Annotated in this window: 14 protein-coding genes; 7 read left to right on the top strand and 7 right to left on the bottom strand. The window is 57.9% G+C overall.

The window, feature by feature from the left end; genetic code table 11:
* Window positions 1–98: 98 nt before the first annotated feature.
* Together NW843_RS05290 and NW843_RS05285 are read right to left on the bottom strand one after the other, a co-directional pair.
* Window positions 99–632: a thermonuclease family protein gene (locus tag NW843_RS05290; protein ID WP_011431781.1), complete on the bottom strand. Its 534-nt coding sequence runs from the start codon at window positions 630–632 to the stop codon at window positions 99–101.
* Window positions 633–834: 202 nt separating this feature from the next.
* A complete protein-coding gene (locus tag NW843_RS05285; protein ID WP_414328685.1) occupies window positions 835–963 on the bottom strand; it encodes a hypothetical protein in 129 nt (42 codons plus the stop codon).
* Window positions 964–1,470: 507 nt separating this feature from the next.
* Between NW843_RS05285 and NW843_RS05280 the strand changes: the two genes are divergently transcribed.
* Both NW843_RS05280 and NW843_RS05275 read left to right on the top strand, forming a co-directional pair.
* Entirely contained in the window at window positions 1,471–2,058 is a 588-nt protein-coding gene (locus tag NW843_RS05280) for a lysostaphin resistance A-like protein (RefSeq protein ID WP_414328684.1), read from the top strand.
* Window positions 2,059–2,232: 174 nt separating this feature from the next.
* Window positions 2,233–3,024 (top strand): alpha/beta hydrolase, encoded by a 792-nt coding sequence (locus tag NW843_RS05275; RefSeq protein WP_414522331.1) that lies wholly within the window; start codon window positions 2,233–2,235, stop codon window positions 3,022–3,024.
* A gap of 79 nt (window positions 3,025–3,103) precedes the next feature.
* Here the strand turns inward: NW843_RS05275 and NW843_RS05270 are convergent, their stop codons facing one another.
* A complete protein-coding gene (locus tag NW843_RS05270; protein WP_414355409.1) occupies window positions 3,104–4,159 on the bottom strand; it encodes a hypothetical protein in 1,056 nt (351 codons plus the stop codon).
* A gap of 292 nt (window positions 4,160–4,451) precedes the next feature.
* Between NW843_RS05270 and NW843_RS05265 the strand changes: the two genes are divergently transcribed.
* Window positions 4,452–5,102 (top strand): peroxiredoxin, encoded by a 651-nt coding sequence (locus tag NW843_RS05265; protein WP_414522330.1) that lies wholly within the window; start codon window positions 4,452–4,454, stop codon window positions 5,100–5,102.
* A 102-nt stretch (window positions 5,103–5,204) separates the two neighbouring features.
* Here the strand turns inward: NW843_RS05265 and scpB are convergent, their stop codons facing one another.
* Window positions 5,205–5,702 carry an SMC-Scp complex subunit ScpB gene (gene scpB, locus NW843_RS05260; RefSeq protein WP_414374371.1) on the bottom strand — a complete coding sequence of 166 codons (498 nt, stop codon included), beginning with the start codon at window positions 5,700–5,702 and terminating at the stop codon, window positions 5,205–5,207.
* Window positions 5,703–5,873: 171 nt separating this feature from the next.
* On the bottom strand, window positions 5,874–8,030 hold the full coding sequence (locus NW843_RS05255) for an NAD(P)H-quinone oxidoreductase subunit 5 (RefSeq protein WP_414522329.1): 2,157 nt from the start codon (window positions 8,028–8,030) through the stop codon (window positions 5,874–5,876).
* 336 nt (window positions 8,031–8,366) lie between these two features.
* On the opposite strand from NW843_RS05255, the gene NW843_RS05250 reads away from it, so the two are divergent.
* Window positions 8,367–8,723 (top strand): single-stranded DNA-binding protein, encoded by a 357-nt coding sequence (locus NW843_RS05250; protein ID WP_414355416.1) that lies wholly within the window; start codon window positions 8,367–8,369, stop codon window positions 8,721–8,723.
* A gap of 25 nt (window positions 8,724–8,748) precedes the next feature.
* On the opposite strand, the gene NW843_RS05245 is transcribed toward NW843_RS05250, so the two are convergent.
* Window positions 8,749–9,531, bottom strand: coding sequence for a cobalt-precorrin-6A reductase (locus tag NW843_RS05245; RefSeq protein ID WP_414522328.1), 783 nt, complete (start codon window positions 9,529–9,531; stop codon window positions 8,749–8,751).
* Window positions 9,532–9,596: 65 nt separating this feature from the next.
* On the opposite strand from NW843_RS05245, the gene NW843_RS05240 reads away from it, so the two are divergent.
* Genes NW843_RS05240 through ispG form a run of 3 tightly spaced genes read left to right on the top strand, consistent with a single transcriptional unit; the run spans window position 9,597 to window position 12,258 of the window.
* Entirely contained in the window at window positions 9,597–10,112 is a 516-nt protein-coding gene (locus NW843_RS05240; protein WP_011431791.1) for a bifunctional nuclease family protein, read from the top strand.
* Window positions 10,113–10,157: 45 nt separating this feature from the next.
* On the top strand, window positions 10,158–10,979 hold the full coding sequence (locus tag NW843_RS05235) for an MOSC domain-containing protein (RefSeq protein WP_414522327.1): 822 nt from the start codon (window positions 10,158–10,160) through the stop codon (window positions 10,977–10,979).
* A gap of 49 nt (window positions 10,980–11,028) precedes the next feature.
* Window positions 11,029–12,258 carry a (E)-4-hydroxy-3-methylbut-2-enyl-diphosphate synthase gene (gene ispG, locus NW843_RS05230; RefSeq protein WP_414343922.1) on the top strand — a complete coding sequence of 410 codons (1,230 nt, stop codon included), beginning with the start codon at window positions 11,029–11,031 and terminating at the stop codon, window positions 12,256–12,258.
* 344 nt (window positions 12,259–12,602) lie between these two features.
* On the opposite strand, the gene NW843_RS05225 is transcribed toward ispG, so the two are convergent.
* On the bottom strand, window positions 12,603–13,103 hold the full coding sequence (locus NW843_RS05225; protein ID WP_414522326.1) for a hypothetical protein: 501 nt from the start codon (window positions 13,101–13,103) through the stop codon (window positions 12,603–12,605).
* Window positions 13,104–13,158 lie beyond the last annotated feature (55 nt).

The following is a 13,158-nucleotide window of genomic DNA, read 5'->3' as shown; positions in this document are numbered from 1 at the left end:
TTCAGTATAGTTGAGCTTATTATTGACTAGAGTCATGCTCTTTCCTCTCTGCTCCCTTGAAGATTAAATAAAGAACTGAAGTTCAGTATAAAGCCAACTCAGAGACGGCTCCAAATGCCAAGGCGCTCCTGCTGGGCTTTTTCTTGTAGGCCACCGTAGTAGCTGTCGTACTTGATGTTGTGGCTGTAGGGGATGATGCGGGCCAGGCCATTGCGCACCAACATGGCGTTCATCTGATGGCCTTCTAACCAGACATAGGCCTCCACCAAGCCCGTAGCATCTACGTTGCGCAGCAACTTATCCCCTTCCAGCTTGACGGTGCGGTAGAGGATGCGCTCCCGCATCAGTTCAATGGCTTGTTGGTAATAGGGGTTTTCTTCCGGGCTGAGACCCTCGATCCCGGCCAACCGGATTAGGCGCATCTTCTGTTCCCCTTCGATTTGCACCACTAGGGTGTCGCCGTTGACCACCCGCACCACAACCGCATCTGGGTAGCGATCGAAGCGGTGGTTGTCGAAGTAGAACGGGGTATCGGGAACGACCCGGGGCTCTCCAAACCCGTGGCTGGGAAGGACGGGTATGGCCAGAAGCAATCCCAATGCAGCAGAGCCGAGAGCAATACGCTGGAACATGACCTTAATCCCCCACTTTGGACGCAGCCCCCTCTTCTTTTCCCGCCGGGGAGTTTCCGGTGGCAACGCTCAAAGTGTAATGGTAGCGGCAACTCTCCAGAAAACAATCCCACCGCAGATTTGAATTGGCCAGCAGTAGATCCGCTGTTGGTTGGGTTGCCCAAGGCTCCCAGGCGACTGAGCCATTCCTGCTCGCTTTTCTTCAGTTCCCCGGCTCTCCCCGCAGTTGCTGGGCAAATTTGTCGGCGAACTTGTCGCTGTCGAAGCGAGCCTGCGCGTTTTGAATGGCTTGGTGAATGCGCCGCTCGGTCGCGTCCGTGGTGCGGAGCACTTTGCACTCATCTCGGGTGTGGGTATTTGGGGTATAGCCGGGCTGAGGGTAAAAGCTTGGAAGCCCTTCTCTACTCTAAGCCTTGAATCACGTTTTTCTTTCTGCTTCTCCCAAGGCGGCTCCGGCGGTCGTTGCCAAGGTATTAAAAGTTCCACGGCTCCTGCTCTCTTTGGGAGACATTCTGAACTCAAAAAGAGGCTCTGGGGTGGTTATTTGTAGAACCCAAGCTACTACGCGGGTACAGCGGGGCAAGTTTCCGGAGAGGTTATCAAGCGCTACACAGAGGCTCAGAAGACAGAGCAAGGGGGCGATTGAGTCCCTGGCGATTGAGTCCCTTTGGTCACACTCAAGGCTCATATCCATGCTGGCTTACAAGCTGAGGCAGTTTTGAGGGGCGCTCTGTAGCTGCTGTCAACCTGCCGTGAACCTAGAACCGCTGAGATAAACGATGATAAAAACAGCAGCTGCTGTTAACCCTCCGGAGTTCGAAGCCTAGGGATCCCCTCCATGACTTCCCAGATTCAGCCCTGCACACGCGAACAGATCTTGAATGGAATGGGCATCACCACCCTGTTTTCGGCTCTCATTGTGGGTCTCTGGATCTGGCTGGGATCCTCCTTCCCTGTGCCGTTTCGCTGGGATCCCCTAGCCTTGGCGTGGGGGGCAGGGCTGGGACTGGGGGTGGCTCTGCTCAGCGGCGGGGTTTACCGGCTCTGGCCAGCCTATCGTCGGGCAGCCACTGCCTACTTACACTGGGTGGCGGATCCCTTGCAGTGGGGAGATATCCTTTGGGTGGGCCTGCTGCCGGGCTGGAGCGAGGAATGGCTGTTTCGCGGTGTGCTGCTGTCAGCTCTGGTGGCCAGCCCCTTAGGGTGGACAGGCGGGATCCTGCTGAGCGGCCTCTTGTTTGGCGCCTTGCATTGGCTGGGATGGCAGGGCTGGCCCTATGCCGTCTGGGCCAGCGGGGTTGGTATCCTCATGGGGATTGGCTTGTGGCTGTCGGGAAACCTGTTGGTCACCATTGTCGCCCACACCCTTGTTAACTGGATTGGGGTTTGTGCCTGGAAATGCTTTTTCTCTCAAGCGGAGCCCTGAAGGATGCAGTTTTCCTGCTCCCCTCTTCCCTTATGGGAAAGGGGTTGCCTGTAAGCAGCGCAGAACCTTGGGCAAGTGCCGCAAATTGAGCTTAACTTACTTGTCGATGCCTTCCTGTCAATGCCCCACCGAGATCTCCTACAACTAGTTTGGGGATCCTTCTCGTGGCTGCGCGTGGGGCGATCTTTGCTGCTCGTCGGGCTGGTGGTGTACGGCTACCTGCTCTGGCTGGGCTGGTTTCAATCGGAGCGAATGATCTTTTTGCCTCGTCCCGCCAGCTATCGAGATGGGGATGCCATTCTCAAGCTCACGACCTCTGATGGGCTACAGATTTCAGCGGTACATTTGCCCAATCCCGCCGCTGCCTACACCCTCCTCTACAGCCATGGCAACGCCGAAGACTTGGGGGATATCCTGCCCCGCCTGGTGGGCCTGCAGCAGGCTGGGTTTGCCGTCTTGGCCTACGACTACCGCGGTTACGGCACCAGCGAAGGGATCCCTTCCGAGGCCGGCGCTTACAAAGATATCGAGGCCGCTTACACTTACCTAGTTGCCCAAGGGATCCCGCCGGAGCGGATCTTGGTCTATGGAAGATCAGTAGGGGGTGGGCCATCGGTTTATTTGGCAGCCCAAAAGCCGGTGGGCGGCCTGATCCTGGAATCTACTTTCGTGACTGCCTTCCGCGTCTTGACGCGCATCCCGCTGCTGCCCTTCGATCGCTTCGATAACCTCAGCCGCATTGCCAAGATCGATTGCCCGCTGCTGATTTTGCACGGTACCCAGGATTGTCTAATCCCCTTCTGGCATGCTGAAGCCCTTTACCAAGCAGCACGGGATCCCAAACGCTTGGTGCCCATCGAGGGAGCCGATCACAACAACTTGCTGCAGGTGGCCGGAGAGCGCTATGTCACCATCCTGCACCAATTCGTGGCCGAGCTGGTGGATCCCAAGCTGCAGGCAGGCTGAGCAGCAACTGCCAATGTTCCCTTCCTTGCGTAACTGGGAGGTCGCGAGCGGGAATAGGAATGGTGGCGTTAACTGGCCTTTAAGCTTTTTGAGCCAGCAATTCTTGCAACAGATTCTGCGCCGTCTCCATAAAGCGCATCACATCGGGATGATGGCTCCAGATGGGGTCATTTTCAGGAAAAACCTCCAGCGAGAACATACCCTGCACTGTCTGGAGGTAGGGCAGCAGGACGGCATAGCTGGCCTGGCTGAGACCAGACCTCAGAACCTTATCCAAGAGCTTGAGCATCTGCCGTACCAGCTCCCAGCTCACTTTCAAAGGGGGGTAGAGCATCACACAGAGGGGAAACAGCTCCTGCTGGATAGCCGCCATGCTGCCTTCTAGGGCACAGAGGCCCAAGTACACCTGAAACATCTCCACATCGCGGATGCTGGAAATCCGCACGTTCAGATCTGTCAAGGGACCGCTTTCGCAGTGATAGTCCGGAAAACGTTGGGCTACCTCGGCACAAATGGACTCTGCCACGCTGGTAACCAGGGGCAAGAGCTCTTGAATAGCAGCCAAAGGCGCAGAAAAGTGATCGCCTGCCTGGGCGGCAGCGGCCTCGTACATCCTCTGCAAAGGCATGTACAGGTGGTCATCCATGACCTTCAAGTAGGGGTGGAAGAGACCCCGCTCCTGGGGCAGCAGAGCCTGCAGGACCATTTGCCCCGTGTAGTGAAATTGCATGCTTAAAAAGCCAAGTACCCGCGGATCCGGCTTGCTGTAGCGAGCCCGCAGCTGGCCACAAGATGGCGCGATCTTTACCGAAAAGCGGGCTGGTGAGAGGCCCTCCCCACAACTTGCTGCTGCCTTTTCAAATAACTCCTGGGAATCCTCGGCAATTTGCCAGGGATCAATCAAGTCCGGATCCAGCCGCTGCCTCGGTATTTCAGCAGCCAAGAGCCGCTCCGTCTTCGCCCAGGCCTGGGAGCTGGCAAAGCGCAAAGATCCCTTCACCTTGTCAGCTAGAGGGGCGCCTGGCAGCTCGCCCAAGGCAGCCTGTGCCCGTAGCTTGTCTACATATTTTTGCGCCCACAGGGTGGCCAAGCTGCAAGGTGTAACGGTTTCTGCGTCTTGCCTCAATTCTTCCATGGCCTACCTTACGTCAGAGGATCTAGTGCTACCTAGCATACTTCTAGGGGGCTACCGCTGCAGCAAAGAACTTAAGGAACGTTAAGATCCGCGCAGCAATTATTTACGTTCTGCCTGGGCGCAAGGCGTCAGGGAAGAGGAGGAGCACTCCCTCCCGCCAGCAAGAATCTTAAAATCACCTGCAATCCGCTCGGAAAAGTGGAGTTATGTGGCAAGATCGGGAGGGATCGGGTCGAAGGATCCGGATCCCTGTCTCACCGGATTGAACCCTTTTACGGAGGATCAAGAGCGTATGTCTCTCCGACTTGGCGATACTGCTCCCAATTTCACGCAAAAGTCTACCCACGGCGAAATTGACTTCTACTCTTGGGCCGGGGATAGCTGGGTGGTGCTGTTCTCTCACCCCGCCGATTACACGCCGGTCTGCACCACAGAGCTGGGCACCGTTGCCAAGCTGATGCCCGAATTTGAAAAGCGGGGTGTGAAGGTGATCGCCCTCAGTGTGGACGATGTGGACTCCCACGTCGGCTGGGTAAAAGACATCGAGGAAACCCAGAACACCACCCTGAACTATCCCATCTTGGCGGATGCAGACCGCAAGGTTTCTCAGCTCTACGACATGTTGGATCAAACCAACATCAACCAAGAAGGGCTGCCCCTGACGGTGCGCTCGGTGTTCATCATCGATCCCAACAAGAAGATCCGCCTCATTCTCACCTACCCGGCCAGCACAGGCCGCAACTTCGACGAGCTCCTGCGGGTGATCGATGCCCTGCAGTTGACGGATAAGTATAACGTTGTCACTCCCGCCGACTGGAAAGACGGTGACGATGTTATCATCCCGCCTTCGTTGAAAGATCCGGAATTGCTGAAAGAAAAGTTCCCGAAAGGCTATCAGGAAATTAAGCCTTATTTGCGGGTCACCCCTCAGCCTAATAAGTAGTAAAAGCCCGAACACCAACTTTGACGGGCGCTTGAGAAGGGATCCCTTCGTCGGGTAAAGCTGGGATCCTTTTGGTCTGGATCCCCTTATCGGGGATCCTTTTTACTGTTCGGGGAAGGAGGCTGCCTCTGCTGCTTTTTTGGCCAGCTCATCTACTGTGAAGTAGCGATGAAATTTATCCGTCACGCGCAACCAAGGGGAACGGCAGCCTTCTTTGCGATAGCGGGTAACGAAGCCTTTTTCTACCAGCTCTGCCACGTGCTGATAAGCACCTTGACCGCGCAACTCCACCAAATCGGCTTGCGAGAGCGGGCCACGCAGAATGATTGTAGCCAGGGTACGGGTAGCACCCACCCCAATTTCAGGGGGTAAAAGCTGGTTGGCCAGCTCCAAAAACGGCTCCCGCAACTGCAGGGCAAACCCTTCCCCCACCTGTAGGACTTCCAGGGCAGAATCGCGATGGGCATAGTCTTCCATTAATTCCAGCAGCGCATCGTAGGCTTCGTCGCGACTGCAATGGGCCAACTGGGCCAGGGCGGATAGCTCCAGGGGCTGCCCTTTTAAGTAGAGGATCGCTTCGATCTGATTTTTCAGGGCCAAGACACGCTCCCTCTGACCTTGCCTTTCCGCCAACAAGGGATGCGAAATCGACTTAAGAGAACGCGGGGCCATTGCAACAAGGGATCCGCTCAACTTGCTCCGTAGCATAGCAGCAGTTCTAGGCTGAGGGATCCCTTGGCCAAGCGGGCCGGATCCATCCTCGCCTTCGAGCTAGAACCCTACCCCTGATGCCACCACCATCACCACCACCGCTGCAAAGATAATCAAAGCGTAAAACTGGGCCTTGCCGCTCTCCAGGTATTTCATCGCCTCGCCGCTCACCATGGTCACCAAGCCCGTCAGGTTGACCACACCATCCACAATGCGGCTGTCCACCTCCAGCGCCTCCCGTGCCACGAAGCGGGTGCCCTGCACAAAGACTCGCTCATAGAGGTCGTCAATGTACCACTTGTTGAGGGAGAAGTAGTAGAGCGGCTGCAGGCTTTGGGGGAAGGTTCCCGGGTCGATGCGCTTTTGCCAGTAGATCAAGCTGGCCAAGGTGATGCCGATCAGCCCAATGCCCACGGAGCTACCCGCCATGATTAGAAACTCTGCCCAATCGAAATGGCCCGCCAGCACCTCCTGCCACTCTGCTGCCACCAGCGGTAAAATCGAGCCTGCCTCTGCCACAGACTCAGTCGGTGGGTGGATGAAAGCTTCAAAGAAGTTGGCAAAAGGGGTACCCACCAGGCCAATCAGCACAGAAGGGACGGCCAGAGCCAACAGCGGGAAGGTCATCGACCAAGGGGACTCATGGGGCTCTGAGGCATGGGCATCTCCGTCGTGCAGGTTTTCGTGGGCTTCAGGATGGCTGCTGGGCTGGGGTTTTTCTTGAATGTTCATGGCTCCAGGGCCAAAGGCCGGTTGTTTCCCCGCAAAAACGTAGGCAAAAGCTGGCACAGGACGGCCGTGGCTGATGGCCACCTCCTGCCGCAGTCTCAGGTTGGTGCCGCGAAACTCCCCTTCGAAGGTGAGGAAGTAGATGCGAAACATGTAGAAGGCAGTGATGCCGGCGGTGAGGAAGCCCACCCCCCACAGAGCTGGGTTCCGTTCGAAAACAGCGCCCAAGATCTCGTCTTTAGACCAAAAGCCGGCGAAGGGCGGGATCCCACAAATGGCCAACGTGCCGATCAAAAACGTGATGGCCGTAACCGGCATGTATTTGCGCAACCCCCCCATCAGGCGCATGTCTTGGGCCAAAACCGGGTCATGGCCGACCACCGCTTCCATGCCGTGGATAACTGAGCCAGAGCACAAAAAGAGCATCGCCTTAAAGTAGGCGTGGGTCATCAGGTGAAACAGGCCCGCCCCATAGGCGCCGCACCCCATGGCCATGACCATGTAGCCCAGCTGGGAAATGGTGGAGTAGGCCAAGCCTTTTTTGATGTCGTTTTGGGTGATGGCAATGGTGGCCCCCAAGAAGGCTGTGCCCGCCCCCGTCCAGGCGATGATGTCCATGGCCACCGGGATCCCTTCCAGCACCGGGAACATGCGGGCCAAGAGGAATACCCCAGCCGCCACCATCGTCGCCGCGTGGATGAGAGCGGAAATGGGCGTGGGACCTTCCATAGCATCCGGCAACCACACATGCAGCGGGAACTGGGCCGACTTGGCCACCGGCCCCAAGAACACCAACACCGCAAACAGGGCAATCAAGCTGCTGCTCACTGCCCCGCTAGCCAGCATCTCCTGCAAGTTGCGCCCGATCTCGTCAAACGCGAAGGTGCCGGAAATCCAGTAAAAGCCCAAAATGCCCAACAGCAGGCCGAAATCTCCCACCCGGTTGACCACAAACGCCTTTTGCGCTGCTTCTGCCGCCGCCTGCCGGTCGTGCCAAAAGCCGATGAGCAGGTAGGAGCACATCCCCACCAGCTCCCAGAAGATATAGATCTGCACCAGGTTGGGGCTGACCACCAAGCCCAGCATCGAGGAGCTAAATAAGCTCAGGTAGGCGTAGAAACGCACATAGCCGGGATCGTGGGCCATGTAGCCATCGGAGTAGATCTGCACCAGAAAGGCCACCGTGGTCACCACCACCAGCATCATGGCGCTCAGGTGATCCACGACAAAGCCCATGTCCACCGAGAAGGATCCCGCCTGGGCCCAGGTGATGGTTCTGAGGACGGTTTCGTGCCCTTGCACCTGGCTGACCAAAAGGGCAAAGGCATGAACCATCGCCGTCCCGGTCGCGAACACGCTCAAAAAGGCAGCCAAAGAGCGGTTGGCCCTTGTCCAGGCGTTGAACATCAGGATGCCTAAGCCGAGGAGAAAGGCCGCCACCAAAGGATAGACGGGGATCAACCAGGCGTACGTGTAGATGAATTCCATGGGAAATGCTTCTGAATGCGTCCTCTCACAGCAACGAACCTGCTCTGCTAGCCCTGCAATTGGCCGGTGGGAGTGTCTGGTGGGCTGGCATTTGCTCAACTGCTTCTGCCATTGTAAACTTTTGCGACAGAGTGCGGATCCGGATCCCGAGCATCAAGTCCATCACAGCAGAGGCTTTTCCCAGAGATCAATCGGGATCCCCGCAGCTAAATCTGTAAATATCCTAAAGAATCGGCTCTGAGCCCAAGCCGACGGTCGCAGGCCAAAAGATGACAGGGATCCCTTGCCAACGCTACAACAAAGGCTAGATCTACTGGCGGTCTGGAGAAACTACCCATGAGCTTGAACCTGGTGACCCTGGTGGGGCGAGCCGGCATGGATCCGGAGGTGCGCTACTTTGAGTCGGGCAGGGTGGTGTGTACCTTCAGCCTGGCGGTGAACCGATTCCGCAAAGGGGAAGACAAGCCTGATTGGTTTAACCTGGAGCTGTGGGGCCGCACTGCCGAGGTGGCCGGAGAGTATGTGCGCAAAGGCAGCCTCATCGGGGTAACGGGCAGCCTCAAGTTCGATCGCTGGAAAGACAAATCCACCGGAGAAGAGCGCCAGAGGCCCATCATCGCTGTAGATCGCCTAGAACTGCTGGGATCCCGTCAAGACCGCGACTCCAACCTGCCCCCCGAAGAGCCGTTTTGACTTGTCTGGCCGGAGCCGGGCAACCTCAAGGTTTGGCTCTGCCCAAGCATCGCCTGCATTCCTGCACCACCTCTGTCAAATCCTGGCTGCACCAGGGATAGTCCAAGGGGGGTCGGCGGATCACCCACAGAGGGATCCCCAGGGTTTTGGCCACTGCCTGTTTGATCCCCAGCCCGCCTGCTTCCCCAGAGGCTTTGCTGATCACCACCTGAGGGCTGAGCTGTTGCCAAAGCTGTAGTTCCTGCTCCAAGCTGAGGGGCAAACGCATCCCGATCACCCGCTCGGCAGGGATCCCCGTTTGCACCGCTTGGGGAACCGATTCCGGCAGCACCCGCGCCCACAGTTGGCAGCGGTCTTGCCAAGGCACAAACAGGGGCAGGGCCTTCACTCCCACCGTCAACAGCACCCGCCGCCCTGCCAGCACCGCATCTGTGAGCACCCCCTGCCAATCCGGCACCACCTGGACCCAGGGATCCAGCTCCAGAGGAGGGCGTTCGTAGCGCAGGTAGGGGATCCCCAGTTGGGCCGTCACCTGGATGGCCAGTTGCGAGATTTGCTGGGCAAAAGGATGAGAGGCATCCACCACCACGCAGATCCGGCGTTCTTGCAGGAATTCTTCCAGAGATGACGGCGAAAATCGGGTGACCACCACCTGACCGGGCAAATCCTGATACAGCCTTCTGGCCCCTTCAGTGGTGACGGTTGCCACCCAAGGGATCCCTTGGCGGCTGAGGGCGTCGGCCAAGCTGCGGCTCTCGCTAGTGCCCCCGATCAAGGCCACTTCCACCAAACCCCCGACTGAGCTCATAGCTGTGTTGCCAAACTTTGATACCCGTAGATACGATCTAGATCACCGGCTGGAGGCAATTGCTCATGATCGAGATGCATGTGGCTGGGATTGCGGTCGATGCCGTCAACCAAAACCCCATTGTCATCCTGCGCGATGGCAGTGAGCGTCGTGCCCTGCCCATTTGGGTGGGAAAAGCAGAGGCCAACGCCATTTTGCAGGCCCTGGACGACCAAAAGCCACTGCGCCCCATGACCCATGATCTCATCCTCAACTCCTGGAAGACGTGGGGGATCAAGCTGGAGCGAGTCATCATTCACGCGTTGCTGGATAACACCTTCTACGCGGTGCTCGTCACCGTGAATGGCGACAAAAAACAAGAGATCGACTGCCGCCCCAGCGACGCCATTGCCCTCGCTCTGCGGGCCCATGTTCCCATCTGGACGGTGGAAGAGGTCATTGCGGAAGCCTCGATCCCCATGAACCAGGATGCCGACGAGGCGGAGCGGGAGGCCTTTCGCAAGTTTGTAGAAAATGTAACCCCCAGAGACTTTATCCGCAGCTACCCCATGACCGACCATCCCACCGAAGCCGACAGTTAAGCAGCTAAGGCGGATCCCACCCCCAGGGATCCCGGCAGACAGGCCATGCCCCAGGTTGCCAGGTTAACGGTCTATCCCATCAAGTCCCTGGATGGGATCTCTTTGTCTGAGGTGAGGCTGACGGCGGGGGGAACTTTGGAAGGGGATCGCCGCTACGCCCTCTTGGATGCGGAGGGGAAGCGGGTGAACGGCAAACGCCATGCTGCGGTCCACCGCCTGCGGGCCCGGTTTGATCCCCGGTTGGGCCAGGTGCAGTTGTGGGGGGAGGGCAAGGCGGCTCAGTTTGACCTGCAGCAGCAGCGGGATGCTTTGCAGACTTGGCTCAGCGATTGGTTCGGTTTTCCGGTGCAACTGCTGGAGGAGCCTCTCAGGGGGTTTCCGGATGATCCCTATGCCAACGGCCCCACCCTGATCAGCACAGCCACTCTGGAGACGGTGGCCGGTTGGTTCCCCAACTTGACCCTGGAAGCGGTTCGGCAGCGCTTTCGCATGAATATCGAGCTGTCGGATTGCTCTGCCTTTTGGGAGGATCGTCTCTTTGCCCGCGCAGATCAAGGGGTGCGCTTTCGCATTGGGGAAGTGGAGCTGCTGGGCCTCAACCCCTGCGCCCGCTGTGTGGTGCCCACCCGGGATCCCCTGAGCGGAGAGGCCTATCCCGGTTTTCAAAAGCACTTCGTAGCGCAACGGCAGAAAACCTTGCCACCCTGGGCCGAAGCCAGCCGCTTTGACCATTTCTATCGCCTTGGGATCAATACGTGGATCCCGAGAACGGAGACGGGCAAGCACCTGAGGGTTGGGGATCCCGTCGAAATCCTCGGGGTTGAACCCCTCAGCCTCTACCCTGAGCTGAGTCGAATCCCAGGTTAGTTTCCGACCTACAATCAAGCTAGAGCAGCTCTTTTGGCTTGACCAAGCTATGCAAACCCTGGATCGGCCCAACGCCCCCACCCAGCAGCCCTACCCAGAACCGGTCTATCCCCGTCGCCCCACCCGTACGGTGGCCGTAGCCGATGTGTTGATCGGCAGCCAGCACCCGGTGGTGGTACAGTCCATGATCAACGAGGACACCCTCGACATCGACGCAGCAGTAGCCGGGATCCGCCGTCTGCACGAGGCGGGCTCAGAGATTGTGCGGGTTACCGTTCCCAGCATGGCCCATGCCAAGGCGATGGAGGCGATTCGGGAGAAGCTGATCCAAACCTACAAGCCGGTGCCTTTGGTAGCCGATGTCCATCACAACGGCATCAAGATCGCCCTGGAAGTAGCCAAATACGTGGACAAGGTGCGCATCAATCCAGGGTTGTTCGTCTTTGAAAAACCTCAGCCCGGTCGCACAGAATATACCCAAGCCGAATTTGAGGCCATTCGTAACAAAATCCGGGAAACCTTCACCCCCCTTGTCCAGACCCTCAAAGCCCAGAACAAAGCCCTGCGCATCGGGGTAAATCATGGATCCCTGGCAGAGCGGATGCTCTTCACCTACGGGGATACGCCTGAGGGCATGGTGGAGTCGGCCCTGGAATTTGCCCAAATCTGCGCCGAGCAAGACTTTCACAATGTGGTGCTTTCCTTCAAGGCCTCCCGCCCGCAGGTCATGTTGGCGGCCTACCGGCTGGCAGCCCGTCGCTTCGATGCCCTGGGCCTGAATTACCCCTTCCACTTAGGTGTCACCGAGGCGGGCGATGGAGAATATGGGCGCATCAAGTCGGCGGTGGGGATCGGAACCCTCTTGGCTGAAGGGATCGGCGACACGATTCGGGTTTCTCTCACGGAAGCGCCAGAGAAGGAGATCCCGGTGGCCTACGGCATTTTGCAAGCTCTGAACCTGCGCAAAACCATGGTGGAGTATGTGGCCTGCCCTTCTTGTGGCCGCACCCTCTTCAATTTGGAGGAGGTGCTGCAGAAGGTGCGCGCCGCAACCCAGCACCTGGTGGGGCTGGACATTGCCGTGATGGGCTGCATTGTCAATGGGCCGGGAGAAATGGCCGACGCCGACTACGGCTACGTGGGCAAGACGCCGGGGGTGATCTCCCTCTACCGCGGCAAAGAAGAAGTGAAAAGGGTGCCGGAATCGGAAGGCGTGCAGGCGCTGATCGATCTGATCAAAGCCGATGGGCGCTGGGTGGATCCCCCTTCTTCCCATTAACTCTGCTTCCCCCTCAAGAGGCGACCTGCCCAGCCATCCTGCCGCGCTCTTGCTTCGCTCAGAAACTGGCTAGTGGCGTTTGCCACGCAGGGCTTTGGCGCGGTTGTTCACCTGCCTTACAAATAGAGGCAGCAGGTGCGCCCGGATATATTCAAACGCTGCTTGTAGACCTTCTTTTTCTTGACATACTCCCCTGCCTTTAGGCAGGAGATTCTGGTTCCTGGTTCTGCGACAGCACTTACCGTGTTGGGTTGCCCCTCTACGACAGCGGTGCTCATCTCCCCAGGCGTTCCCCCAAGCGCTACGCGCCGCTGACGCGAGTGCAGGGCGGTTCCCCAATGCCCTTAGGTACCGTTGCAAACAACAACTACAAAACCTATTGAGGCTGCATCCAGTCGTGAGACTGTTGGGTTTTTAGAGCGGTTGACTACCCTGCCGCTGCAGGCAGCATAGCACAAAGCCGCCCTAGATAGGCCGATTTCCGCCTCAACCTGCGTGGGATCCCTAAAGGCCGACAAAAATTGGTTGGAGGTCAGCCAAGTGAAGAGTTCTGCGCGATTCAGGTCACAACTGGGCGGGGAAGGCACTTGCCAGTCTTGAGGTGGCCCAAGCAGCCACTGCCGGGCAAACAAGCTCAACACCGCATCCCCCAGCCAAGCCTTGTCGCGACGGGATCCCTCGTCCAACTGGGCCACCTGCTGTCTGATGGTCTGGCCGGTCGAGGAGCAATGGGATCCTGTCAGCATGGAAATGGGAAGTGCAAGAACTGGCAGCAGACAAGCCCGGCGGCGAAGCGCCCCTGCCTCAAAGATAGGGTCTGGCCCGTTGCAGATGGAGTGTGGCATTGTGAGGATCCTTGGAGCATGACTCTAGTCAATAATAAGCTCAACTATACTGAAA

The sequence above is a fragment of the Synechococcus sp. R5-12 genome, from assembly GCF_047502655.1.
In the GTDB taxonomy this organism is placed as follows: domain Bacteria; phylum Cyanobacteriota; class Cyanobacteriia; order Thermostichales; family Thermostichaceae; genus Thermostichus.
Note: the sequence above shows the minus strand (reverse complement) of the source record. Positions and strands in the feature narration are given on the sequence as shown.